Below are 25,408 nucleotides of genomic sequence, written 5' to 3'. Positions count from 1 at the left end.
CCGAGTACGGCCTGCCCCGCCACGCCCACCAGCACCGCCAGCACGCTGGCAGAAGCCAGAATCGACAGTCCCAGGGTTTCGAAGAGCTGAACCTGCCCCAGCACATAGATCGACACCGCCGTCACCAGGACGAGGATGATGATGCGCCGCACCGCGTAGAGCGTCGTCAGCAGCTTGCGGTCGTCCTGGGGCTTGGAATCGTCGATCTGCCCCGCGAGGCGACGCGTCATCTTCAGCATCATGGTATCGACGAGCCGCAGCCCGACGGCCCCGGTTCCCCAGGCCAGGATAGCGATCAGCACCACGCGCAGGGTGGTCGTCGCGACCGCCGAGAAGGAGACGACGTAATCGAGCAGCGCCTGGGTCAGCAACGACATCACGATGAGCGCCACCGGGCCGCGAATCTGCTTGGCGAAGATGCTCGGTGCCCCGGAGGGCAACCAGCGCGTCATCACCTCGATCAACCGGTAGACCCCCTTGCCGACCAGGGCAACCGCCAGCAGCACCAGCGGGATCGCGATCCACTCCCAGATCCTGAGCAACCCGAAGGAGCCCTTCAGGCTTTCGGGAATGTGTCGCTCGAACGCCGTAGGGCCGTACTCTCGATAGAGCGCGGGGATCGCCGCCACGCTCTCCGGCATGATCAGCCAGACCGGTTCCTCGTTATCCAGCTGATAGCGACCCAGCCGGATGTCGTAGGTGTCGCCATCGGCCTCGAGCGAGGCCAGCTCGATATCGCGACGTGGCTCCCCGGCATGGGGACTCTCGCCCGTGGGATCTTCGATGGCGGCATCCTGACGCCCGGAGAGATTGGAGATACGGATCGACTTGCCACGCTGGAATATGGCGGCGAGCTGTCGGGCCAGTTCGGCACCCCGCTCACGCTGTTCCGCCGGGGACAGATCGGCAAGATTGAGGATATGGGCCGCCGCCTCGAAATCGCCCCGGTCGGTCAGGTCCCGGAAGGTGCGCATCGACTCCCGGGGCGTTCTGAGATTGACGGAACCCGTGGCCTTGCCCAGGCCACTGTTCAGCGAATCGATGGCGTACCACTCCCGCTCGCCGCCATCTTCCTGGGTCTGTGCCAGGCACAGGCTGGAGACCAGCAACATCGATGCCGCCAACAACCACCGCCGCCATGCGCCCATGCGTTTCATCCCTGAGTCACCGCTTTCCTGAGTCGTTGGCCGGATCATCCCGCCTTCCATGATCCGCGTCCATCACGTGAGTCAATCCCGCGTGCGGGATCGCCACGAGGTTCCACCGCGGCTCTGGTACTGGCAGAGGCGCGCTACAAGCCGAATAACTGCCTTTCTATCGCGGCCTTGTCGATGACCGACCACACCTCCTGGATCTTCCCATCGGCGAACCGGTAGAAGACGTTCTCATGAAACACGACCCGCCGACCGTCGACCCGCAGCCCCAGGAATTCGGCTTGTGGATGACAGTCGAAGCGCAGCCTGCTGCCAACGGTCGAAGCGTCGGATATCAGCCGTTCGATGGCAAAGTGCAGGTCGGGTATGTCGCGATAGTCGCCAGCCAGAATTTCGCGATACCCGCTGATGCCAATCGTCGAACCGTTGTGGATGACGGTATCGCTGACGAACTCGTCGAGCCCCTCGAGATCGCGGGCGTTCAGACACGCGATATAGGCTTCATAACGCGACTTGAGATCCATCTACCCCTCCCCGCCTGATCGGCATGAAAAGGACTCCCGCAACCCACCCAGAATCAGCGTTGCAAAAGTATCCGCGGCCTCGGCTTCGCCGCAGTTGCCGCGAGCCATCGCGGCTGACAAGGCTTCACCGGCACCGATCAAACCGATGCAGCGCCGCTCCAGCTCGGCCTGCTGCAGGTCGGTGTGCGGTTTCAGCACGGCGGCGAACAGCTGCACGTAACCATCGAGCAGCTCCTGATAGACCCTCTCTTTCTCCTCGCTCCCCGCCAGCGCCGCACCGATCGCGTGCCATTCGCCAGTGGTATCGGCGTAGCAGTGAATGTAGGCCGAAGCGAGAGCGGCGACGGTCTCCTCGATGCTGCGCTCGCCGGTGGTCAGTGCGGCCTGGAGCGCCGCTGCCTGTGCCTGGTCGATCGACTTGTAGAGTTCGATGAGTAACTTCGAACGCGTACCGAAATGGTCGTAGGCGACCGGCTTCGAGATCCCGGCGCGAGTCGCCAGGTGCCCCAGCGTCAACCGATCGGCACCCTCATCACGAACGATCGTCAACGCCACATCCAGCAGTTGCTGCCGCCGCTGGGCGCGGGAAAGCCGGCGAGACACCGGCTTTGCCGTCTCTTCCCGGGGGTTTCCCTTCTCTTTCTCGCTAGCCAATCGATCGCTCCTCATTGATAACCTACCAAAAGTAGCTTATCGTTATCAAAACCTACCATTGGTAGGTTTTATCACGTTCCCAGGAGACGTCACAATGACATCCGATCCCATTCTGCTCATTGGCGGTGCCGGCGTCGTCGGCCGCCAGACGGCGAAGCATGTGCGCCACGCTTATCCCGACGTACCGCTACTGATCGGGGGCCGCGATCTCGACAAGGCGCAGCGTACGGCCCGGGAGATCGGCCATGCCGAAGCGGTGACGGTCGACCTCAGCGCAGCCGACCTGGGTCTTGGCAAGCGGCCGATCAGCGCGGTGGCGATCTATTTCACGGACACGAGTACCGCCGCGCTCGCCTTTGCCCTGGCCCGCAAGGTCCCCTATATCAGCATCTCGCCCGCCCTGTATGAGACCGGCCCGGAAATCGCCGCGTACATGCACGAGCCGGATGCCGCCCCCGTGGTACTGGGTACGGAGTGGCTGGTGGGTGCCACCACGATCCCCACGCTGGCGTTCGCCAAGTCGTTCAGCCGTATCGACACGATTCGCCTCGGCGCATTGCTGGATGAGCAGGACGAGGGAGGGCCGGCTTCCTTCGACGATCTCGAGCGCCAGACCCAGGCCATTCCCGCCGCCCAGGTCCGTCGAGACGGCGCCTGGATCTGGCGCACCGGGGACGACCTCAAGACCACCTTTCGCGCAGCCGATGGCATCGAGATGGAAGCCTCCGCGCTCTCGCCCCACGATGTCGTCGCCCTGGCAACCGCTACGGCCGCGGCGAACGTCGAGTTCAACCTCGCCATCGGCATCAGTTCCAGCCGCCGACGCGGCGAGCCGATGTCCACCGAGATTCTGGTGGAACTCGCTGGAGCGGATCATGCAGGCCAGACGCTTCGCACGCGCCATGCGGTGATTCACCCCGAAGGCCAGATGCCGCTGACGGGGCTTGGCGTGGCGCTGTTGCTCGAAAGACTCCTGGGACTCGACGGCGGACCCTCCACGCCGCCCGGGCTCTACTTCCCGTATCAGGTTCTGGATTCACGGCACTATTTCGATCGATTCCGGCAGGCAGGCGGCAAGATCGTGACGCTCGAGCCGGCGTGAAGCGGTGGGGTCGGCGAGGGATGACGACGCGATACGACAGGCCCAGCCCATGAACGAAACCCGAATCGCCTCGTGGTTTGGGTGAAGCGCCTTCATGTCGACTAGACTCCAGCCACGGGGACGAAGCCTCCGCGCCAGGGCCGTGTTACCGGCGAGGTGGCAGCCCCGCCGATGACGACCTGGCTTGACGCACGACGTCCTGGCCTTACCTGCAAAAGGAGCTTGCCATGCTTGCCACTGCCGAACGACCGGTCCGAACCGGGCCCAATCCGCTTCACGGGATGCTGCTTGCCGGCGCCTTCCCGCTATTCCTGGGCGCCGCCTTGAGCGATTACGCCTACTCCACGAGTTTCAATGTCCAGTGGAGCCACTTCGCCTCCTGGCTGATCGCCGGCGGCCTGGTGTTCTGCGGCCTTGCGCTGATCTGCGCGCTGATCGGAATCTTCCGCCCGGCCGGTAGCCGCGGCCTGTCCGTGCTGTACTTCGTGCTGTTGCTGGTGACCTGGGGGCTCGGCTTCTTCAATGCGCTGGTTCACGCCCGGGATGCCTGGGCGACGATGCCGACGGGCCTGACCCTGTCGATCGTCGTCGCAGTGCTTGCGTTCGTCGCCATCTGGATTGGATTCACCAGCCGCAAGAGCGGAGGCCACTCATGAAACACGCCAGCCAACTGCGCTACGCCGCACCGCTCTCGATCCTGCTGCTGGCCGGGGGCGCGCACGCTGCCGACCCGGACCCGCAGTATGGGGCCAATCCGGAACTGCCCGATCCACAGCGCGGCCTGCTGCCCAACATGGGGGTTCCCGAACAGGCACCCTGGGATGACAAGCTGCCCACGGTACCGGACGGCTACCGCATCGACGCCATCGCCACCGATCTCGAGGTTCCCCGTCAGACCCTGGTGCTACCCAACGGCGATATCCTGGTCGCCGAGGGGAAAGGGGGCGGCAACGCGCCAAAATCCCGGCCGAAGGACTTCATCGCCGGGCTGATCCAATCGAAAGGCACCACCTCGGTCAAGGGTGGCGACCGGTTGACGCTGCTGCGTGACAGCGATGGCGACGGCACTTACGAGGAGCAGACGGTTTTTGCCGAAAATCTCAATGCGCCCTACGGCCTCGCCCTGGTCGGCGATGATCTCTACGTGGCCAACCAGGATGCGTTGGTACGGTTCGATTACCAGCAGGGCCAGACCGAAGCCAGCGGCGAGCCCGAGCTCGTGACGCCGCTGCCGGCGGAGATCAATCACCACTGGACCAAGTCGCTGACCGCGAGTCAGGACGGGCAGCATCTCTATGTCGGTATCGGTTCCAACAGCAACATCACCGAGCGCGGCATGGAAGCGGAAGTCGATCGCGCCGAAATCTGGGAAATCGATCCGGAGACCGGCGCCCACCGCGCCTACGCCACCGGCGTGCGCAACCCGACCGACCTGACGATCCAGCCGGGTACCGGCATGTTGTGGGCCGTCGCCAACGAGCGCGACGAATTGGGACCGCATCTGGTGCCGGACTATCTGACCTCCATTCAGGACGGCGGCTTCTATGGCTGGCCGTACAGCTACTGGGGCCAGCACGTCGATCCGCGGGTGAAGCCGGAAAATCCGGCGCTGGTCGAGACGGCGATCGCACCCGACTACAGCCTCGGCTCGCACCGCGCCCCGCTCGGGGTCGCCTTCTCGAACGACGCGGTGGGCGGGCAATTCACAGACGGTGCCTTCGTCGGCGAGCACGGCAGCTGGAATCGTGCCGATCCGGTCGGCTACAAGGTGGTGTTCGTGCCCTTCGAGAATGGAGAACCGGCCGGCGACCCGGTCGACTTCGTTTCCGGCTTCCTCACCGATGACGGCAGAACGCGCGGGCGTCCGGTCGGCGTGACCGTCGCGCCGGATGGCTCGGTGATCATCGCCGATGACCTGACCAACGCCGTCTGGCGGGTGGCACGGGATGGCAACGCGGCATCGTCAACGGAGCCCGCCGCCGAGGCACCATCGGGCGCCTCCAGCGAGGAAGCCAAGCCGCCGGAAGAGGAGACAGAGATGCCCGAGAACGGATACGCCGGGGATGGATGACCCCGGCGCGGGGCGCCCGACTCGACCGTTACTCGATGATCGACGCGAAGCGATCGTTCAATCGTCTGAGCGCGGGTTTGAGCAAGGGCGCCGGCTTGTCGCGAAGCATCAGCGCTTCTTCTCCGGCATAGCTGAAGGTGATCGCTTGCGCGGCGAGCCAGCGTAGCGGCTCGGGCTCCCAGCGCTTGATTAGCCGGCGGTGGCTGTCATTGGCAAAGGCCCAGGGCATGCGCGCCAACTCGCTATCGCGCTCGAGGATCAGGTCGGCCAAGGTGCGGCCGAACAGGTGCGAGGCGGCCACCCCTTCGCCGGCGTAGCCGCCCGCGGTGGCAAGGCCGTCGCGACGGTCGAGGATCGCATGCGGGCGGAAGTTGCGCGACAAGCCCAACGAACCGCCCCAGCCATACTCGATCCTGACACCCTCCAACGCAGGCAGGAGATCCACCAGCAGGTCACGCCGCAGCCGAATGGCCGCATCATCGATCGCCTGATCGGCCTTGGATCTGGCGCCGAGATAATAGTTGCCGCGCGCCCCGAAAACGATGCGCCCATCGGCACTGCGATGACCGTAATTGATCAACCGGCTGGCATCGGCGAAGGCGGGACGCTCGGCCATGCCGATCTCCTGCCAGCGAGCCTCCGATAGCGGCTCGGTGGCGATCACCAGGCTCTGCACCGGAATCACATGGCGCTTGAAATCGAGGAACCGGTCGGCGTACCCCTCGGTCGCACACACGACCATCGGTGACTCGACGCTGCCTTCGCGCGTGTTCACCTTGTGATGCGACAGGGTCTCGGCGCGGCTCTGCTCGTAGATCGTCACGCCTAGGCGTTCGACGCGCTCGGCCAGGCCGGCGACCAGCTTGGCCGGGTTCAGCGTGGCGACCTGGCGATGATAAATACCGCCGTAGCCGTTTCTGAATCGAGCCTTCTCCGAGAGTTGCTCGGCATCCAGCCAGTAGCAGTTCGCCTCACTGTGCCCCAGCTCATGCAGATGCTGCAGGTAGTCGCGCTGGATGGCGATCTGATCCCGGTAGCGAGCCGCCGCATAGATCGCGCCGCCCTTGTTGAAATCGGCCTCGATCCCCTCGCGCGCCAGTACCCGGCCGACCTCATCGACGTTATCGGCCACCACGCCACAACAGGTTTGCCGTTCCGCCAATGGCAAGTCCCCGATATGCCGCTCCAGCCCGGCGAGGTTACCCACCACCCAGCCGCCATTGCGCCCCGACGCGCCATGACCGACACGCTCGGCCTCGAGCACGACGATCTCCCGCTCGGGGGCAAGGCGCTTCAGGTAATAAGCGGTCCATAGCCCGGTGAAGCCGGCACCGACGATGACCACGTCGGCCTGGACATTCGCGGTCAGGCGCGGGCGCGACGTCGGCCGCTCGCCCAAGGTGGTGCTCCAAAAGTTGCTATGCGCATCAGTGTGCATGGCGTATTCGCTCATCCAAGATCACATGTAGCCCAGCACCAGATACCCCGCGGCGGCAATACAGCCCGCGAGGGCCGCATAAGGCAACTGGGTGAAGGCGTGCTGGAAGGGAGTGCAGCCGCTGGCCTGGGCGGTCAGCACCGTGGCATCGGAGTAGAAGCAGGCATGGCTGCCGAAGGTGCTGGCGGAGAGCGTCGCGCCGATCACCAGGGTCATGTCAGCCCCGAGATTCTGGCCCAGCACCGCGACGATCGGCAGGATGATCACGAACACGCCCCAGTTGGAACCGGTGGCAAAGGAGACGAAGCCCATGACGGTGAAGATGATGAAGGGCAGCATTTCCGCGCTGACCAGCGGCTCGACCGTGGTGATGACATAATCGGCGAGCCCCAGCGAGGTGTTGACCTCATTGAAGAGGAAGGCGGCCACCAGCACGGCCAGGGCATCCAGCATCGACTTGAAGCCTTCCAGGATATTGTCGAAGGTCTGGCTGGGCGACAGCTTCTTGAACCCGATGAAGGCCACGATCATGCCGGCCAGGGTCACGAAGATGCCCATCAGGAAATCCAGGTCGAACCACCAGGTAAAGAAGGCCAACGACGCCATGGGCAGCAGAAAGGACCAGATACTGCCTTTCGCATGGGTGTCCGCTTCGAGGTGGGCGATTTCGTCATCGATGTGTTCGGCACCGGGAGGCACGCACTGCCCTTGTTTTTCGGCACGCTGCTCGGCCTTTTTCATCGGGCCGAAGGCAGGCATCCAGCGCAAGATGAAAAGCGGCACCAGGATCACCGCGACCCAGGGGTAGAACATGAAGGGAATGGCCTGGATGTAGGTCCACACCCCCTGGCCATCCTCCGCCACGCCGTTGCTCTCGAGCAGCGCGCCGAAGAAGACCGCCCAGGTCGATATCGGGATCAGCACGCTGATGGGCGCCGCGGTGGAGTCGACCACGTAGGCCAGCATTTCCCGGGACGTCTTGAAGCGGTCGGTGACCTTGCGCATCGAGGTGCCGACGGCCAGGGAGTTCAGATAGTCGTCGACGAACAGGATGATGCCCATGATCCAGCAGCCCAGCAGCGCGCGAGGCTTGTTGGTGGTATAGCGCATCAGCTTGTCCGCAAAGGCGCGCGAAGAACCAGACTTGAGCAGCAGCGCAATGATACTGCCCATCAGGCCGCAGACCATGATGACCCAGGCGACATCTTCATCGGTCATCACCGTGAGCAGATCCTCGGTGAGGCTGCTCAAGGCATTGCCGGGATCGATCATCAAGGTGCCGATAAAGGCCCCCAGCACCAGGGGTTCGAGGGCCCGGCGGGTCCACAATGCCAGTATCAGGACGATTGCCGTGGGCAGCAGGACAAGGGGATTGTCATATTCCATCGTGTCTCACCTCAGCGGAGTTGTTGTTGTGCCTTCGTGAATGACGGGAAGCCGAATTGTCGGGCGCAAATGCGCCGCTATTTCAGTTTTTTCGAGTAATTGCTACTTCAGCTTTTCGAGTAATTGGTAATACCACATGCCGGCCGCGAGCAGTGCATTGCCGAGTCGGTCGTCGAGCAGGATGCGGAGGTGTCGAACCTCGGCGAAGGCATCGAACTCCTCGAGCGTGCCGGAAACCGCATTGGCCATGATCTCGCCGACGATGTGCGACGTGGCGATGCCGTGGCCGGAATAACCCTGGGCGTAGTAGACGTTGTCCGAGAGCTTGCCGAGCTGGGGAATGCGATTGATGACGATGCCCGCCATGCCTTGCCATTGAAAATCGATGGCAACGCCTTTGAGCTGCGGGAAGGTGTGCTCCAGGCGCGGCCGCAGCTCCGAGGCGATGTCTTGTGAATCGCGCCCCGAGTAGTTGGCGCCGCCACCGAAGAGAAGCCGCTTGTCGGCGGTCAGTCGGTAGTAGTCGAGCACGAAACGCGTGTCATAGACCGCCAGATCCTCGGGGTCGATGGACTGCACCTGTTCGGGCGATAGCGGCGCCGTCGTCACGATGCCCAGCGATGCCGGAAACAACTTGCCCTTCAGCTGCTTGCGCTCGAGGCGGTGATAGGCGTTGCCGGCCAGGATCACGCTGTCGGCCGTCACCCGGCCGTGCTCGCCGACCACCACCGGCGTATCGCCGTGCTCGATATCCACCACCGGCGAATCCTCGAAGATCCGCGCTCCCAGGCTTGCTGCCGCGCGGGCCTCCCCGAGGCACAGGTTGAGCGGATGCAGGTGCATGTTGTAATCGTTGCGGATCGCCCCGTGATAGAGCTCGGTACCGACCACCTCGCGCACCGCCTTGGCATCCAACCAGTGCACATGCTCGCCGATGGCATGGTGCTGCGACGCCTCGAAATCCTGTCGCAACGCCTTGATGTGACTGGGCTTGTAGGCCGCCTGCAGGTGGCCGTGCTTGAGATCGCAGGGGATCGCATACTTCTCGACACGTTGTTTGATGATCCGGTGCCCGCGCCAGCGCAGGTTCCAGACGAACGCCTCGGCGTCGTCGCCCAGCGTGTGGCGCATTTGTCGGGTCATGGCGTCCTGCCCGGAGAGACTGCCGGTCACCTGCCCGCCGTTGCGTCCGCTGGCCCCCCAGCCGATTCGGTTGGCCTCGACGATGGCCACGCGATAGCCGCGTTCGGCCAGTTCGACCGCCGTAGCCACGCCGGTGAAGCCGCCGCCGACGATCGCCACGTCGACACGATGTTCACCTTCCAGTCGCGGGTAGTCGGACTCCTGGACGATCGATGCGCTGTAGTAGGAGGCACAGCGTTGCTGGGTCATGCCTGCTCCTTAAAGACGGGAAAGATAAGTCTGGCGGTCGACATCGGTGACCCTGGCCATGAGCTCCCGGGCCTCGTGACGCTTGATCCTGGCGTAGAGATCTCGATACGCCGTGCCGAAGATATCGGCCATGGCCGGCGAGGCGGCGAAGCGCTCGAGCGCGGTGAGCCAATCATGGGTGAGATGCTCGGAGCGCTGCCGTGCGTGGGCTTCGTCCTCGATGGCCGGTGGCGGCGCGATGCGTTGCTCGAGCCCGTGCAGAATGCCACCCAGCAGCGCCGTGGCGACCAGATAAGGATTGGCATCGGCTCCGGCCACGCGATGTTCCAGACGCGCCGCGGCGCCATGCCATTCCGGCACGCGGATGGCCGCACCGCGATGATCGCGCCCCCAGGTGCACTCGATCGGCGCGAAGCTGTCGGGTTGAAAGCGGCGGTAGGAATTGCCGTGCGGCGCGAAGATCGCCTGACCATCGAGCAAGCTGTGCATCACACCACCGATGGCAGCGTCGAGATGCCCGGCGCCGTTGTCCTGATCGAAGATATTGTTGCCGTCCTCATCGAGCACACTGACGTGCAGATGCATGCCCGACCCCGCCTGATCGCTGTAGGGCTTGGCCATGAAGGTGCTCGCCAGGCCGTGACGACGGGCGGCCTGGGCCACGAGACGCTTGAAATACAGCGCGTCGTCGGCGGCAGCCAGGGCATCCGGGAGATGCCAGAGATTGACCTCGAACTGCCCCGGACCGAACTCGGCGATCAGCGTATCCGCCGGAATATTCTGGGCGCGGGCGAACGCGCGAATGGTGTCGAGGACCGGCGCCACCGCATCCATCGTCTCGAGTTCGTAGAGCTGCTGACCCCGGGGTTCTCCGCCCGGGCACAGCGGCGCGGGCGGCATGGTCTTCAGCGCGTGCCGTGCCTCGGCGTCGAGCAGGTAGAACTCCAGCTCGATGGCGACCACCGGCGTCCAGCCGTGGCGTCGAAAGCGCTCGACGACCGCGGCGAGCATGGCGCGCGGGTCCATGAAACTCGGCGTGCCGTTCAGGTCGTGCAGGGTGGTGAGCACTTGGTGGCCCTTGGCCCAGGGCAGTGGCGTCAAGGTACGCTCATCGGCGTGACAGACACCGTCGGGGTCGCCGATGGACTGCGACAGCCCGGTCAGCGCATCGTTGTCCTCGCCCCAGATATCCAGCGACTGCGTCGAGAGCGGCAGGCGCACCTGCCCGTCCATCACCTTGTCGAGCTGTTCGGCGGGCACCCACTTGCCGCGCGGAATGCCGTTCATGTCGATGCACAACACGTCGACTCGGTCGGCGCCCTCTTCCTCGTGAGAGCGGTCGGTGCTGCGGGCAAACGAAGCCTGCGATATCTGCGCCATAGGGGACTCTCGATCTTGTTATGGTCCGATGTGATCACATGTGTGTGATCACACTAGCAGAGCCCCCATCACCCCCACAAGCAAGCCGGTATCGTGATTGCCCCCGCCAGTTACGTTAAGCTGGAACGCCTGGCTCGGCTTCCTCATCACAAAAGGCTTTGGCACATCGCATGACCACGGAATCAACCGCCAGTCGTACGGCTTTTTCGCCCGATACCGCCTCGACCCGGCTTCACCGGACCCTGCGCGTGCGTCTTTGCGAGGGTGACTTCACGCCCGGCGAAGTGATCTCGATTCGGCGCATCGCCGCGCAATACGGCACCGGCACCATGCCGGCCCGTGAGGCAATACGCTGGCTGGTGACCGAGGGCGCGCTGATCTTCTCCGACAGCCGCAAGATCATCGTCCCCGAGCTGAGCCATGACCGGTTTCATGAAATCCTGTTCGCCAGAAAGAACCTGGAAACCGAGGTGTCGCGCCAAGCCTTCGACAACATCGGCGCCACCGACATCGAGGCCCTGGAACGGATCGATGAGCAGATCAACGACGCCATCGCCCAGGGCGACCTGGTCAGCTACATGCGCGGCAATTACCAGTTTCACTTCCATATCTACCGCCTGAGCCAATCGCAAGTGCTGTTGCCACTGGTCGAGATACTCTGGCTGCAATACGGCCCCAGCATGCGCTACATCTGCACGCGCTGGGGCGCATCGAGCATCGCCGACGACTATCATCGCGAAGTGACACAGGCGCTCAGGCGCGGCGACCTGGCATCGTTCTGCGAGGCGATCGCCGCGGATATCGAGCAGGGCATGCTGCTGCTGGAATGACGAAACCACATAATGATGGATGCCTTCAACCTGATATGTTCTTTATCTATACCGGTGGAGCCTAACCCGCACTATGATCGACTTGGCGGTGATTTGTCTGGGCTTGAAGACAAGACTTAGCTCAGAGATGCCATGGACATCATCAATACGCGCGACGCCAAGACGCACCTCTCTCAGTTGGTGGACAAGGCCGCGAAGGGTGAGCCTTTCATCATCGCCAAGGCCGGCAAGCCAATGACACGGGTGACCGCGGTGGATACTCCGGAGCCCGTAAAGAGTCGTCGTCTGGGATTTCTCCAGGGGCAGATACGTGTACCGGAGGACTTTGATCGCCTCGGTGAAACGGACATTGCCGATTCCTTCGAGGGCTGAATAAATCTGCTACTGGATACGCATTTGCTGCTGTGGGCGGCGCTGAAGATGCGCAGGACGATGCTGCGTTACGCGTCGCCCGCAGGGGTCGTCCACGGGGAGATAAAGTCGGCGATTTTCTCTTCGATACGACTCTCGACGGTGCGCAGACGCAGGATGAGAATGCCGCTTTTCTCCAGGATGCTGTTCTTCAAGGCGTCCCGCGCCGCCTGATCGGGCCGGTCATGGTAGCCACCGTCGACTTCGATCACCCCCAGCGGGGTCTTGCCCACCTTGAAATAGATCACGAAATCGCAACTGGCACGCGCCATGAAGGCCCGCTCACGCTGCGTCAAATCCGGGTTACTCGGTGATGCGATCTGATTCAGCTTGACCTGATCGTGACACATCAACGCTTGGCATGACGGATCGGACAGCGCCTCGCGCAGCAGCTGCGCCGCGATCTGCTCGGATCTGTAGCGTGAATCGTCAGGCCGCAAGCGAGCGTCCAAGCGCGCCAGGGATTGATCGAACTCGCGATAAAGCAAGTCGAAAGCCGACACCACAGGCGCACGCACGATCTGCTCGTCCTGAGCGTAATAGGCAAAGTAGCGCATCAAGGCCGCAATATGGCCGTTATTTCCGGCGAACACCTCATCGCCCGTTACCAGGGTGAAACGATGCTTGGCCCGCGACACCGCCACATTGATCATGCGCGGATCATCGACGAAATCCAGCCGTTTGCGCTCCTGGTTGTAGCGTTTCTTGTCCAGCACGGTGGAGAAGACGATCTCGTCGCACTCCCGGCCCTGGAACTTGTGCACGGTATCCTTGACGAAATCCGCTGGCAGATGCGTGCCGGAGAGATTGACCTGTGCCCGGAACGGCGCGATGAAACCACACCCGTCGCCGTCCAGCCCGACCGGCTCGCCCTCCTCGTCGAGCAGCTTGAGCAGGGAGTCCAGCTCCCGCAGGTTGGTATTCTGGCGGGTGTGGTTGCCCTTGGCGGTCACCACCAGGCGCAGTGGCGCTTCGCCCTTGTCCTCCGTCATGGGCACCAGCGCGTTGTCGTAGAACTGCTGGTTGCAGAACTGGATGATCCTGGGATGGCAGCGATAATGCTCCTTCAGCAGGGTCCTGGGTAGCGTCTCCTTGAACACCTCGATGCACGAATCGAGCAGGCTGTATCGCTCGCAATCGTAAGCGTCGGCGGGCGCCGGCAGGTCCAGCTTCACCGGAATGTGCGCCAACTGTCGGTTGTCACCAACGACGATCAAATTTTTGGCGCAACCCAGCGCCAAGATGCCCGGCACGATGTCCTGCAACGAGGCTTCGTCGATGATCACGTAGTCGAGGATTGCCCCCGGCGCGATCGAATTGACGATGGAGTGCGTGCCGCTGCCCAGGATCGGGAAACGACGCACGAAGGCATCGAACTGCTGCTGACCCCGGTATGTCTTGGCATCGAAACTTTCCGAGGGCTGCGTCTGGCGTTGCAGATGCTGCTTCAGATGGCGCATCGATGCCGTCTTCAATGCTTCCAGCGAGGCTTCGAAATTTTCTCTCGCCAGCGATTCGTGGCACGTCTGCAGTTCCGCTTCCTTCTCCTGCAATGCCTTGTCGTAATAGTGCATCTGCAGAGCATGGAAAACAGCCAGGCGCGTATCGCCCTGGGCGAACGGCTTGGCGCGGAAAATCCTGAAGTTGAACAGCAACTCGATGCGGTCCTTGAGGCGGGTGCGCTGCTCGCCGAGATGGGCCAGGTAGGCCATCAAGTCCGCGGTCTTTCGCGGCGTCAGCCCGTACTTGTCCAACGAGGCGGCGGCCTGCACGCCACTGTCTGCCTGCCACTGCTGCAGGTAGCGTCGCTCGACGATCAACTCATCGATTTCGACTCGCAGTTGCGCCATCCGATTTTGATCGTGCAAGAGCTTCTTCAAGCGGCCCAGTAGAGCCTGAATTTCCTCCAGAGTCGGGGCAGGTTCAGGCTCGCTGGATGGCCAAGGCGGCAGGTCGGCGAAGAAGTCCTGGCGGTTACTCTGGTTGCCGAGCTTGGCGATCAGATGACCCAAACCGCACTTCTCCAGCTTTTCGTAAACGTTTTCCACCGCCGCATTGTTGTTGGACAGCACCGCCACAGTCTGTCCGCGCAGCAGGATATTGGCGAGGATGTTGAGGATGGTCTGGGTCTTGCCAGTCCCCGGAGGGCCCTCGATCACGCTGACCTGGGCGCGGAAGGCTTGCTCGACCGCCGCGAGCTGGCTCGCGTTCAGACCGAACGGATAGATCAGCCCCTGACCCATCGCCAGCGCTCCATTGCATCCTGTGCAATAGGCCTGCAAGGCGGTGTCGTCACTGGCAGGGAGTTTCTCCAGTTGGCGCACCACGTTGGCAGCGATTTCACGGTCGGTCTTCGACTTCGCACGATCCTGTCGGGCATTCGCCACTGCCTCGAAATAACGAAAGACCGGCGTTCCCTTCATTGCCGTCGACACGTCAAAGTCGATGCCGTCCATCTTGTAGACGTAGGGCTTTTCGGCATCCGAATAGTGCACGACGGCATACCGCTCGCCGTAGATCGTCGCCTTGGCGATGGGCGTGACGATCGTGCTGTGGGGCTTGGTCATCAACATCTCGCCCAGCTCGCGAATGGGCGAGATGACGCAATCGTCGAGAGCGTATACGGCCTTGCCCTTGTTCACATAGGAGCACTTCAGTTGCAGGCCTTCTTGCTTATCGCTCCAGATCGACCAGTTGGTGATCTCTGCGGTCCTGTCCTCGCCCCCCACCTGAATCGAAACCATACGCCCCTTTATTTGTTCGCGAACGACATCCGAATCCCCATACACGATCAGAAGTCGTTACTACCCAATGTGAGGATCATCTTGTCATCATTTTCAGCAGGGCCGGTAGGCGGCTCATGCGGGTGGTTCGGCATGCACTCTCTCGCCTGCAACCGCTCGGCCACCTGGCCCACGCTCGCCAGGTGAAACCGGGCGACAGCGCCGCAATTATCGCGCCCCCGAAGACTGAACTCGCACTTCACCCCGAGTGCGATGGAATCGGATGAGAAGCCGTGCAGAACCGTTTCCCGTGATAAGACGGAAATACCGAAAGCCACTCCCCACGCTCAGAACCTGGCGGCTTCCGGCGACGCCACCGCCGGCCGCTGCTCGCTCTCCAGCGCTTTCGCGACGGTCTCCAGATGATCGGCACTGATATCGGCCGGTGACCTGGCGCCGATCAGCGTCATGGTGACGCGCATGTCCGCGGCGATCAGTTCGAGCAGATGCGCCACGCCCCGCTCGCCGTCCGCGGCCAGGGCATAGGCGTAGGCACGCCCGAGCAGGACCCCCTTGGCGCCCAGCGCCAGCATCCTGACCACATCCAGCCCGGAGCGAACGCCGGAATCCGCCAGTACGGTGAGCTCGTCACCCACGGCGTCGACGATATGCGGCAACGCCTGCGCCGTCGGGATCGCGCCGTCGAGCTGGCGCCCACCATGATTGGAGACGATGATCCCGTCGGCGCCCATGCGCACCGCGTCCCGCGCATCCTCCTTGTCCAGCAGCCCCTTGATGATCAGGTTGCCCTTCCAGCTATCCCGAATCCACTCCAGCTCGCTCCAGCTGATGGAGGGATCGAAGTTCTTGGCCAGAAAGCCCATGTAGTCGTCCATGTTCATCTGGCGACCGGTATAGGCCTCGATGTTGCCGAACGACAGCGGCTTGCCCTTGAGCGCGACATCGAACGCCCACCACGGATGCGTCACGGCCTGCGCGTATTGACGCAACTTGGCGTGAGGGCCGGACATGCCGGAGTGACGGTCGCGGTAACGCGAGCCCGGCAGCGGCATGTCGACGGTGAACACCAGCGTCTTCATGCCCGCCGCCCAGGCCCGCTCCAGCGCGTTCTGCATGAAGCCGCGATCCTTCAACACGTAGAGCTGGGACCACTGCTCCCCGCCGGCCCCCTTCGCGACCTCCTCGATCGAGCAGACCGACACCGTGGAGAGCGTATAGGGGATGCCGGCCTTTTCGGCTGCCCTGGCCGCCTGCACCTCCCCGCGACGCGCGTACATGCCGGTGGCCCCGACCGGTGCCAGCGCCACCGGCATCTGCCAGCGGCTGCCGAGCACCTCGGTCTCGAGCTGGGGAGTGCCGCCGCCCTGCAGCACCCGCTGGCGCAGGGGAATGGCCTGTAGCGCCTCGACATTGCCCCGCATCGTGCTTTCGGTCACCGCACCGCCATCGAGGTAATCGAACAGGAAACGCGGAATACGCCGCTTGGCGGCGCGCCGATAATCGGAAGGGCCTGAGATGATCATGGATTCGCCTTAAGCTCGGCTCGGGAGCGGTGAAAGAGACGCTCGATTCGGGAGCGGTGAAAGAGAAGCTCGCCGCGAACGGCGCTGGGAGACGGAAGTCGCAACGAGACGCTAGCGTATCAAGTCTCTCCGGAGAAAAGCGGCTCGGAAATTAGGACTTTAGTCGGAGGCCGTATCCTGGAAGCTTCGGTCGTTTCACCCCGCCGGGCCGAACGTTTCGAAGTCGATCCGATCCGCATCGACACCACAATCTTCAAGGCCGGCGCTGATCTCGGCGAGAAATCGGGCCGGACCGCAGAGCAGATAGCTCGCCTTCGGCCCCGCGCCGAGTTCGAGCAGATGGTCTGCGGTGATTCGCCCTTCGATGTCGTAATCGATATCCGCCGTGTCGTTCGGGCGCGGCGCGCTGTAGAAGGTATGTCGCGTCACGTTGCGTGATTGGGAGATCAATGCCCCGACTTCGGCCTGGAAGGCGTGTGTCCCGCCGTGGCGCGTGGCGTGAACGAACCAGACCGGGCGTTGCTCGTTCTCCGCTTCCGCCACGACCGCGTGCAGCATCGCGAGCATTGGCGTGATCCCCACGCCGGCGCTGACCAGTACCAATGGCCCTTGCCGGGAGGGCAAGACGAATTCTCCCGCCGGCGGGCGTGCCGCGATCCGGTCGCCGATATCGATCCCGTCGTGCAGAAAACGCGACGCCGTGCCCTTCTCCTCGCGCTTGACGCTGATTCGGTACGTCCCGGCGGATGGCGATCCCGAGAGCGAGTAGCTGCGACCGACCCGCCTCGGGCGGTTCGAAATAGACTGATGCGGTATCTCCAGCTCCACCGCCAGATGCTGCCCGGCCTGGAATGGCGGCAGCGCGCCGGCATCGGCACCGGCCAGGTAGAAGGAGGTGATCTGATCGCTCTCGATCACCTTGTCGACGACCGTCAGCCGCAGCGGGGCTTCGTCTTCCCGCCGCCACCGCAGGGCCAGCGCGGCCGGGCGGTCGACCACCTGCTCGACGCTCACTTCGATCCAGCGCTTGGCGTTCGGATCGCGGCTCTCATCCTGGCTCTCCTGCGGCGCCCAGTCGATGCTGGCCCGGCCAGTGATCTGCAGCATGCCGCCGGTTTCGAAATCGACGAACAGCAGCCCCACGCGGGGGTCCTGGATCAGGTTGCCGATGGTGTTGAAGAAGTTGTTGCCGGCATAGTCAGGGATTCGCAGCGTCCCGTCCCCGATCACCTGCACGAAGCCTGGCTCGCCGCCGCGATGAGAGGCGTCGTAACCCCGGCTCGTGCTGGGCTTCGATCCCGAATCGTGGGCCGAACCGGGATCGGAGACAGAGCCGGATAGGGAGCCGATAAAGAAGGTATCCGCCGCAGCGATTCGCGCGCGCTGCCCGCTGTCGAGTCGCTTTGAGACAGTGGCGTCCGGGGCGGCCGCGGCTTCGACCCGCTGCCACTCGCGCTCGCGGATATATTGCGGACAGTTGCCGAAGCTCTGGCGCACCTCGAGGCTCAGGCCGTCACCGGCGGCACGAACGACCCCGTTGAGCCGGTTGCGTCGGCGCGTCGCCAGCTCGATGCCGAGCAGGCCCACGTCGACGCCGGCAACGATCGCCGAGGCCAGCGGATCCTGGGCGCCGGGTGCTGCCGCCACGGCCAGCGTGCGGGCGTCGGGCGACTCGATGAAACCCTCGTCACCCTCAAGCAGCGTGACCCAGGGGCGCCCCTGCGCATCGCCGGCTGCCACGACGACGAAGGGCAACTGGGCAAAAAACGCCCGATGCTGCTCGGGCATGTAGTCGCGGATGAAACTGCCGGCCGAGCTGGCCAGGCTTTCCACGCCGGCGCGCCGCTGCGCCGCGAGCTCGCCTTCGTGGAACGGCGTCTCCTGGAAAGTCGTCTCTTGGGAAGGCATCGTTTCGCGTGTCATGACCGACCTCCGTCCGAACGTCCTCGATTCAGGCCAGCACCGGCGAGCGTGCCATGCCGACGAAGCGGGGCAGCGCCTCGATACGCGCCAGCCAGGTCCGGACGTGCGGATAGTCGGCGAGACCGACACCGCCTTCCGGCGCGTGGGCGATATAGCTGTAGCCGGCAATGTCGGCCAGCGTCGGTCTGTCGGCCGCCAGCCAGTCGCGATCCTCGAGATGGGCGTTCATCATCTTGAGCAGCGCGTGCGCCTTGGCCTTCGCCGCCTCATGATCGAGCGGCGCATCGAACACGGTGACGAGGCGCGCGGCGCAGGGACCGGCGGCGATCTCGCCCGCCGCAATCGAGAGCCAGCGCTGCACCTGCGCCTTTTCGAGCGGCGCGGTACCGATCCAGAGGGCAGGATCACCGTAGCGCTCGACCAGGTAGGTGATGATGGCGTTGGAATCCGAAAGCGTGATGCCGTTGTCCTCGATCGCCGGCACCTGCCCCAGAGGGCTGATCTTCAGATAGCCGGGCTGGCGGTGGGCGCCATTGGCCATATCGAGATCGACGTTTTCATAAGGGATCTCCAGCAGCGCGAGCATCAGCTCGACCCGATGGCAGTGGCCCGACTTGGGATTGCGATACAGCTTCACGGGCTGGTCGTTGAGGGCGTTGGTTTCAAGCTCGGCGTTCGACATGACGGTCTCCTTCATCGCGATGATGATCGGGTTTATCGAAGCCGTTACTCTAGAACCTCACGAACGACGGAAGAATAGGGTTATTCTGAAAGTAACTGTTTTATATTCTGAAATTATCACTCCTCTCGAGCCAAGCAGGACATCATGGATCGCCTTCAGGCCCTGAACGTTTTCGTCGCCGTTGCCGAAGCCGAGAGCTTCGCCAGGGGAGCCCGTGCCACCGGGCTCAGCGCGCCATCCGCCACGCGAGCCATCAACACGCTCGAGATCGCCCTCGGCGCACGGCTTTTCACCCGTTCGACGCGGCGAGTCAGGCTCACCGATGTGGGCCGGACCTACCTCGTGGAAGTGCGGGAAATCCTCGCTCATCTGCAAGCCGCCGACGACATGGCCTCGGGCGCGGCCAACACGCCCGTCGGGCAACTGCGAATCACCTGTCCGCAGGAGTTCGGGCGAATCCACGTCGCGCCGCTGCTGACCGAGTTTCTGGATGCGTATCCCCGGGTTCGCGCCGACGTGCTGATGGTCGACCGCATCGTCAACCTGGTCGAGGAAGGCTTCGATATCGCCGTGCGCATCGGCCACCTGCCCTCCTCCGAGCTCTCCGCCGTCCGGATCGGCCAGGTTCGCCGCGTCATCTGCGGCTCGCCGGACTATTTCGCCACGCGGGGGCGCCCGCAGGCACCCAGCGACCTCCTGTCTCATCGGGTGGTTGCTAGCGGGTCCACGCCTCCCCTCAACGAGTGGCGGCTCGGGCGGGACGGAGCGCATGGCGTCAGGGTGAATCCTCGACTCACGGTCAGCAGCCTGGCCGCGGCCATCGATATCGCCAGGCGGGGCTGGGGCCTGTGTCGCGTGCTGTCGTATCAGGTCGGGCCCGATCTCGAGTCCGGCACGCTCCAGACCGTGCTGGAAGAGCACGAGCCCGCCCCGCTGCCGGTTCATCTCGTGCATGTGGAAGGGCGCCGCGCGGCAGCGAAGGTTCGCGCCTTCATCGACTTCGCCGCGCCGCGGCTGCGCCAGATCGAGGTGTTGCGTTGAAGTGCGTGCGACGATCAAGACGAATATCAGGCAGCGCCTCGCCCTTTTCCCAGCCTGGACATGCCGACGTCCGCCACTTCACCCGCGTTGCGAAGCGGCGGAACGAGGCGATGACACCTGTGCTCAGATGCCGAAACCACCGGCGACGTTGATGGCCTCGCCATTGACGTAGCCGGCGGAAGGTCCGGCCAGGAAGCCGACGATGTCCGCCACTTCCTCGAGGGTCGCGATACGACGGATCGGATGCATGTCCAGAATGGCGTCGCGGTTGGGAAGCTCATCGGCCACGTCCGAGGCCATGTCCGTGGGCATGATGCCCGGCTGCACCACATTCACCGTGATGCTGCGCGGGCCGAGGTCGCGAGCGATGCCCTTGGCGTAGCCGGCAAGCGCCCACTTGGTGGCGGCGTAATCGGCGACTCCGGCGAAAGGCACGTAGGAGCCGAGGAGTGAGCCGATGAAGATGATGCGACCGCCATCGGTCAGCTTGGGCGCCGCCGCCCGCGTGATCGCGATGGTCCCCATGACGTTGACCTGCCACTGGCGATTGTATTGCTCGCCATCCAGCGTGGGGTCGTCCACCAGTTGGCCCTGAATGGCGATGCCTGCGTTGTTCACCAGGATGTCGAGTTTGCCGAATTCGCCGATGACGGCATCGATCAATGGCTTGGCGACCGAAAGATCCGCTTGATCGGCCTGGATCGCCATCGCGCGAGCCCCTGACGACTTCAGTTGTTCCACCACCGCATTCGCCTTGTCGGCGGACGACGCGTAGCTGATCGCCACGTCGGCACCCAGCTCCGCCAGCCTGGCCGCCGTTACCGCGCCGAGGCCGCGCGAGCCGCCGGTGACCAGCGCGACTTTGCCTTTCAATAGCTGATCCATGTTCTCTCTCCTGTTGGATGACGTATCGACCTGCGGGCCGAAACATCAACGTTGACGAGCCAAATTAGTAACGGTCGTTACAGTAATGATCATTACGAAATGACTCACGACTGTCCAGTGTTTTATAATGGTCGTTATGAAATAAAGGAGAATCCCATGGGACGACGTCGCGAATTCGATCTGGACCAGGCACTGGAGGCAGCGCTGTGCGTGTTCTGGCGCAAGGGCTATGAAGGCGCGTCCTACAACGATCTAACCCAGGCCACTGGAGTCGAACGGCCCGCACTCTACTCGGCCTTCGGCAACAAGGAAGCCCTGTTTCTTCGCGCACTGGAACGCTACGAGGAGCAACAGCTGGGTTTCTTTCCGGAGGCGCTCGCGCAGCCGACCTCCCGAGACGTCGCCGAGCACATACTTCGCGGAGTCGCCGAACTGAATACCCGTCATCCGGAGCACAGCGGGTGCTTCATCGTGAATGGGGCGCTGGCGGGGTCGGACGAGTCGGAACCCGTGCGCCAGGCGCTGATAGCAGCGCGCGCGAAGGGAGAAGCGCGGCTACGCGAGCGCTTCGAACGGGCGCAGCAGGAGGGAGATCTGCCGGCATCGGCGAATTGCGCCGCGCTGGCCGCGTTTCTGATGGCGGTGACTCATGGCATGGCGGTACAGGCCAAGGCCGGCTTCGGTCGCGAGGCCCTGGAAGCGGTCGCCGATCAGGCTCTGGCGGCCTGGCCGACGAACGCCGAGCCGCTTTAGAACAAGTCGAACGAATCGTACATTGACGGCCCACGCGTCAACGGCAGTATCCGCGCGCCTTCGCACCACTTCTGACGATCAACGAGCGGGGGTTCTGAGTATCATCGCTCGCGTTTCCGATCATCCGGGTTCACCTAGAGTATCGGCTTCAACTCACATCAAGGAAGACAACATATCGGCTACAAACATACGCTCCGCGCTGAACGAACTGCTCAACCGGCAGGACCTCCCGCTGGAAGCGGTGATCGACCGCCATTTCAGCCCCGAATATCGCCAGCGCACCAACGGATGCTGGGACGATCGCGCAGGATTTACCCGCCACGCGCGGAAACTTCGCGAAATCGTTGCGTCGGCCCGAATCGAGATGCTGGACGAACTACGGGATGGCACCCGCTACGCCGACCGCCACCGAGTCCATATCGCCAAGCGCGACGGCACCCATGTCGTGCAGGAGGTCTACCTGTTCGCGGAGCTGGATATCAACGGGCGCTTTCTGCGAGTCGAGGAAACCACGTTGATGCTGGAGGGCCCCGAGACCGATCGCGATATCGGTAGCATTCGATGATGCAGACTGCCTGAAGCCGCACCTCTGCCAGTCTCGGCTTCTGAAAATACGGAGGTGGAGAGCTTGCTTGCCTGTTCGGTGAGACGCCACTCCCGGCGTTCGTCATTCCTCTGACGAGATTCCTTCCCGCTTTTCGACCATGAAATCCAGCAGTGCGCGAACCTTGGATGGCATCTGCTCCCGGGACGGCAGGTAGAGATAGAAGCCGGGGTGGCCGTAGGTCCACTCATGGAGGACCTGAACGAGACGCCGGTCGGCCAGGTGATGTTGGATGGCGATATCGACGTGCTGGATCAATCCGATTCCCTGAAGCGCCGCCCGCGTCATGCTTTGATCGTCATTGGTGGTGAGATGCCCGGCGACTGGCTGGGTGAAGTGCTGCCGCTTCCCGGCGGGATCCACGAAATCCCATTGACGCAACGCGCCGCTACCCGAACTCCGGTAATTGAGACAGTTGTGATGTGCCAGGTCCGCGGGCGTTTGCGGAATGCCGTGTCGTTCGAAGTAAGCCGGCGATCCCACGACCACCATCGACAACGCAGGGCTGATCGGCACCGCCACCACATGATCGACGAGGCTGCGGCCCAGCCGAATACCGACATCGCAGCCATCGGCAATGATGTTCGACAGCGAGTCATCCATGACCAGTTCGATCCTGATCTGGGGGTAGCGTGCATGGAACTCGGCCAGGTGCGGCTCTATCAGCGCCCTGGACGCCAGGCGTGATGTATTGATGCGAATCAGGCCCGAGGGGACACCGTCGACCTCCCCCAGTTCCAGGACCGCGCGCTCGATCTCGCCCAGCATGGGGCGTAGCGTCTCGAACAGCCGTTGTCCTGGCTCGGTCAGGGAGATATCCCGGGTCGTGCGGTTGAGCAGCCTGACCTCCAGGCGCCGTTCGAGCGCCTTGAGGTTCTGCGACAACGCTGCCCGCGACACACCCATCTCCTCTGCCGCCCGGGTGAAGCTGCGATGATGGGCGATACGGACGAACCAGGCGAGCGAGGGGAGCAAGGCTGGGTTCATGGCGTTGTCAACCTCTGCTTATCACTGCCTTCAGGCTGGTGGGCTTCTGGGATTCCGACTCCGAGCGTAACGTTATTTTTGCCGGGACACACCGTCAGAGCGCGAGCAGCACCTACGAACTCACCGCCATGGCAGCGACCGTCCTCGCAACGATCAATCCAATGCTCGAGGGGAGGATGGTGATGCGCATGCGCAAGTTCGGCAGTAGCGGACTGTTCGTTTCGGAGCTGTGCCTGGGAGCCATGACATTCGGTGGAACCGATGGTCTGTGGGGACAGGTCGGCAAGCTCGGCCAGGATGAGGCCGACGCGCTGGTCGGATCCGCGCTGGAGGCGGGCATCAATGTCTTCGACACGGCGAACGTCTACGCCGATGGCCGCAGCGAGACCATGCTGGGGCAGTCGTTGCGCAACCTCGGGGTGGCAAGAGACGACGTCGTGATCGCAACCAAGGTCGCCTCGCCCATGGGCAAGGGCCCCAACCATCGTGGTGCGTCGCGCCGTCATGTCCTGAGCGAGTGCCGCGCCAGCCTGCAGCGGTTAGGCCTGGATCATATCGACCTCTACCAGATTCATGCCTTCGACCCCACGACACCGATCGAAGAGACGCTGGAGGCGCTCGACATCCTCGTTCGCGCCGGCGATGTCCGCTACATCGGCCTGTCGAACTGGGCGGCCTGGCAGATCATGAAGGCGCTGGGAATCGCGAGAGCCCGGAATCTCGCCCCTGTCGTTTCTCTGCAAGCCTACTACACGCTGGTCGGTCGGGACGCGGAGCGCGAGATCATCCCGATGCTGGATTCCGAGAAGGTCGGGCTGATGGTCTGGAGCCCGTTGGCCGGCGGCTATCTGACCGGCAAGTACGCAACCGGCACCAACGCCAACGGTAGACTGCAAGGACTGGACTTTCCCCCCATCGACCGCCAACGGGGCGAACCGCTGATCGAAGTGCTGAAAGCCGTCGCCCGCAAGCATGACGCCACCCCGGGCCAGATCGCGATTGCCTGGCTGCTGCATCAGTCAACGGTGACGACGGTGATTCTCGGCGCCAAACGCCCCGAGCAGTTGATCGAGAACGTACGAGCGACGTCGATCCGCCTGGATGATGTCGATCTCTCCGACCTGGATACGGTCAGCGCCCTGCCGATCGAATATCCCGGATGGCTTCTTGGTCATTCATCTCGTTGACATCCCCCTCGAGGCCCGGCCGTCACGACGAACAGAGCGCGGCGGGCGTGTTTCATGCCCCACCCCGTCCGGATAGAGAGGAGTCACATCGTGAACGAGGAACAGGACAACAATCAGCCCGTCTCCAGGCAGCGTCGCCGCTTCCTGGTGGGCTCGGCCCAGGGTGGCGCGGCGGCTCTCTTTCTCTCACCGCTGGGAAATCTTGGCGCGGCGGCGCCCCGGAAACCCGCCTCATCCGAAGACATCGTATCCGATGCGCGAACCCCGCTGCCCATGACGCTGGAGGTCAACGGTAAGCCTCACTCACTGAGGCTCGATACCCGCATGACCCTGCTCGACGCCCTGCGCGATGAGATCGGGCTGACCGGCACCAAGAAGGGCTGCGATCACGGCCAGTGCGGCGCCTGCACGGTGCTGGTCGATGGCCGGCGTGAGCTGTCCTGTCTGACGCTGGCGGTGGCCGCTCAAGGGCGCGAGATCCAGACCATCGAGGGGCTCGCGAATGCCGATGGCGCGCTACATCCCATGCAGCAGGCGTTCATCGAGCACGACGCCTTCCAATGCGGTTACTGCACACCGGGTCAGATCCTGTCCGCGATCGGCTGCGTGCGCGAGGGACACGCCGACACGCCAGAGAGCATTCGAGAGTTCATGAGCGGCAATCTATGCCGATGTGCGGCGTATCCCAATATCGTCGCCGCGGTCACTCAGGCCCGCCAGGCCATGGAGGAGTAGCC

The 25,408-nt window shown here is 63.5% G+C and carries 22 protein-coding genes and 2 pseudogenes; 10 read left to right on the top strand and 14 right to left on the bottom strand.

The genetic code is table 11. From position 1 onward, the window contains the following. The 3 genes from Q0602_RS02505 to Q0602_RS02495 all read right to left on the bottom strand — a co-directional run. On the bottom strand, positions 1 to 1,157 hold a 1,157-nt coding region (locus Q0602_RS02505; RefSeq protein WP_298838445.1), incomplete at its 3' end, for a mechanosensitive ion channel family protein. A gap of 134 nt (positions 1,158 to 1,291) precedes the next feature. Further along, positions 1,292 to 1,678: an ester cyclase gene (locus Q0602_RS02500; protein ID WP_298838442.1), complete on the bottom strand. Its 387-nt coding sequence runs from the start codon at positions 1,676 to 1,678 to the stop codon at positions 1,292 to 1,294. After that, positions 1,679 to 2,332 (bottom strand): TetR/AcrR family transcriptional regulator, encoded by a 654-nt coding sequence (locus tag Q0602_RS02495; RefSeq protein ID WP_298838439.1) that lies wholly within the window; start codon positions 2,330 to 2,332, stop codon positions 1,679 to 1,681. A 94-nt stretch (positions 2,333 to 2,426) separates the two neighbouring features. Here Q0602_RS02495 and Q0602_RS02490 point away from each other — a divergent pair, with 94 nt between their 5' ends. The 3 genes from Q0602_RS02490 (at position 2,427) to Q0602_RS02480 (ending at position 5,505) form a co-directional block, all read left to right on the top strand. Beyond that, the gene (locus tag Q0602_RS02490; RefSeq protein ID WP_298838435.1) at positions 2,427 to 3,434 is read left to right on the top strand and encodes an NAD(P)-dependent oxidoreductase; all 1,008 of its coding nucleotides are present in this window, start codon (positions 2,427 to 2,429) and stop codon (positions 3,432 to 3,434) included. A 227-nt stretch (positions 3,435 to 3,661) separates the two neighbouring features. Then, the gene (locus Q0602_RS02485; RefSeq protein WP_298838432.1) at positions 3,662 to 4,090 is read left to right on the top strand and encodes a DUF2231 domain-containing protein; all 429 of its coding nucleotides are present in this window, start codon (positions 3,662 to 3,664) and stop codon (positions 4,088 to 4,090) included. Continuing rightward, on the top strand, positions 4,087 to 5,505 hold the full coding sequence (locus Q0602_RS02480) for a sorbosone dehydrogenase family protein (protein ID WP_298838429.1): 1,419 nt from the start codon (positions 4,087 to 4,089) through the stop codon (positions 5,503 to 5,505). The genes Q0602_RS02485 and Q0602_RS02480 overlap by 4 nt, the downstream gene beginning before the upstream one ends. Before the next feature lie 28 nt (positions 5,506 to 5,533). Here the strand turns inward: Q0602_RS02480 and Q0602_RS02475 are convergent, their stop codons facing one another. From Q0602_RS02475 to Q0602_RS02460, 4 genes are all read right to left on the bottom strand, one after another. Continuing rightward, complete coding sequence (locus Q0602_RS02475) at positions 5,534 to 6,943, bottom strand: FAD-binding oxidoreductase (RefSeq protein WP_298838426.1); 1,410 nt, start codon at positions 6,941 to 6,943, stop codon at positions 5,534 to 5,536. A gap of 21 nt (positions 6,944 to 6,964) precedes the next feature. Then, complete coding sequence (locus Q0602_RS02470; RefSeq protein WP_298838423.1) at positions 6,965 to 8,329, bottom strand: Na+/H+ antiporter NhaC family protein; 1,365 nt, start codon at positions 8,327 to 8,329, stop codon at positions 6,965 to 6,967. Between the two features lie 102 nt (positions 8,330 to 8,431). Beyond that, entirely contained in the window at positions 8,432 to 9,721 is a 1,290-nt protein-coding gene (locus tag Q0602_RS02465) for an FAD-binding oxidoreductase (RefSeq protein ID WP_298838421.1), read from the bottom strand. 9 nt (positions 9,722 to 9,730) lie between these two features. After that, positions 9,731 to 11,101, bottom strand: a complete 1,371-nt coding sequence (locus tag Q0602_RS02460) for a glutamine synthetase family protein (RefSeq protein WP_298838418.1) — start codon at positions 11,099 to 11,101, stop codon at positions 9,731 to 9,733. A gap of 170 nt (positions 11,102 to 11,271) precedes the next feature. Here Q0602_RS02460 and Q0602_RS02455 point away from each other — a divergent pair, with 170 nt between their 5' ends. Both Q0602_RS02455 and Q0602_RS25315 read left to right on the top strand, forming a co-directional pair. Further along, positions 11,272 to 11,931 carry a GntR family transcriptional regulator gene (locus tag Q0602_RS02455; protein WP_298838415.1) on the top strand — a complete coding sequence of 220 codons (660 nt, stop codon included), beginning with the start codon at positions 11,272 to 11,274 and terminating at the stop codon, positions 11,929 to 11,931. A 132-nt stretch (positions 11,932 to 12,063) separates the two neighbouring features. Beyond that, a pseudogene (locus tag Q0602_RS25315) lies at positions 12,064 to 12,186 on the top strand (type II toxin-antitoxin system Phd/YefM family antitoxin); the annotation flags it as partial. Between the two features lie 5 nt (positions 12,187 to 12,191). Here the strand turns inward: Q0602_RS25315 and Q0602_RS25310 are convergent. The 5 genes and pseudogenes from Q0602_RS25310 to Q0602_RS02430 form a co-directional block, all read right to left on the bottom strand. Then, positions 12,192 to 12,281: pseudogene (locus Q0602_RS25310) on the bottom strand (hypothetical protein); the annotation flags it as partial. Positions 12,282 to 12,371: 90 nt separating this feature from the next. Further along, a complete protein-coding gene (locus tag Q0602_RS02445; RefSeq protein ID WP_298838408.1) occupies positions 12,372 to 15,086 on the bottom strand; it encodes an AAA domain-containing protein in 2,715 nt (904 codons plus the stop codon). 326 nt (positions 15,087 to 15,412) lie between these two features. Next, the gene (gene lldD, locus Q0602_RS02440) at positions 15,413 to 16,609 is read right to left on the bottom strand and encodes an FMN-dependent L-lactate dehydrogenase LldD (RefSeq protein WP_298838405.1); all 1,197 of its coding nucleotides are present in this window, start codon (positions 16,607 to 16,609) and stop codon (positions 15,413 to 15,415) included. 195 nt (positions 16,610 to 16,804) lie between these two features. Next, entirely contained in the window at positions 16,805 to 18,532 is a 1,728-nt protein-coding gene (locus Q0602_RS02435; RefSeq protein ID WP_298838402.1) for a pyridoxamine 5'-phosphate oxidase family protein, read from the bottom strand. A 28-nt stretch (positions 18,533 to 18,560) separates the two neighbouring features. Next, positions 18,561 to 19,214, bottom strand: coding sequence for a glutathione S-transferase family protein (locus tag Q0602_RS02430; protein WP_298838399.1), 654 nt, complete (start codon positions 19,212 to 19,214; stop codon positions 18,561 to 18,563). Positions 19,215 to 19,358: 144 nt separating this feature from the next. Between Q0602_RS02430 and Q0602_RS02425 the strand changes: the two genes are divergently transcribed. Then, positions 19,359 to 20,255, top strand: coding sequence for a LysR family transcriptional regulator (locus Q0602_RS02425; RefSeq protein WP_295040058.1), 897 nt, complete (start codon positions 19,359 to 19,361; stop codon positions 20,253 to 20,255). A gap of 123 nt (positions 20,256 to 20,378) precedes the next feature. On the opposite strand, the gene Q0602_RS02420 is transcribed toward Q0602_RS02425, so the two are convergent. Then, entirely contained in the window at positions 20,379 to 21,140 is a 762-nt protein-coding gene (locus tag Q0602_RS02420; protein ID WP_298838396.1) for an SDR family oxidoreductase, read from the bottom strand. Positions 21,141 to 21,296: 156 nt separating this feature from the next. Here Q0602_RS02420 and Q0602_RS02415 point away from each other — a divergent pair, with 156 nt between their 5' ends. Beyond that, positions 21,297 to 21,893, top strand: a complete 597-nt coding sequence (locus Q0602_RS02415; RefSeq protein WP_298838393.1) for a TetR/AcrR family transcriptional regulator — start codon at positions 21,297 to 21,299, stop codon at positions 21,891 to 21,893. Between the two features lie 364 nt (positions 21,894 to 22,257). Then, the gene (locus Q0602_RS02410; protein WP_298838390.1) at positions 22,258 to 22,458 is read left to right on the top strand and encodes a hypothetical protein; all 201 of its coding nucleotides are present in this window, start codon (positions 22,258 to 22,260) and stop codon (positions 22,456 to 22,458) included. 102 nt (positions 22,459 to 22,560) lie between these two features. On the opposite strand, the gene Q0602_RS02405 is transcribed toward Q0602_RS02410, so the two are convergent. Continuing rightward, positions 22,561 to 23,484 (bottom strand): LysR family transcriptional regulator, encoded by a 924-nt coding sequence (locus Q0602_RS02405; protein ID WP_298838387.1) that lies wholly within the window; start codon positions 23,482 to 23,484, stop codon positions 22,561 to 22,563. Positions 23,485 to 23,612: 128 nt separating this feature from the next. Here Q0602_RS02405 and Q0602_RS02400 point away from each other — a divergent pair, with 128 nt between their 5' ends. Then, positions 23,613 to 24,671, top strand: coding sequence for an aldo/keto reductase (locus tag Q0602_RS02400; protein ID WP_298838384.1), 1,059 nt, complete (start codon positions 23,613 to 23,615; stop codon positions 24,669 to 24,671). Positions 24,672 to 24,761: 90 nt separating this feature from the next. Further along, on the top strand, positions 24,762 to 25,406 hold the full coding sequence (locus Q0602_RS02395) for a (2Fe-2S)-binding protein (RefSeq protein WP_298838379.1): 645 nt from the start codon (positions 24,762 to 24,764) through the stop codon (positions 25,404 to 25,406). The last annotated feature ends 2 nt before the right edge of the window (positions 25,407 to 25,408 follow it).

Source organism: uncultured Salinicola sp., from assembly GCF_937921195.1.
Taxonomy (GTDB): Bacteria; Pseudomonadota; Gammaproteobacteria; order Pseudomonadales; family Halomonadaceae; genus Salinicola.
The sequence above is the reverse complement of the archived record's forward strand: the minus strand, read 5'-3'. Positions and strand labels throughout refer to the sequence as shown.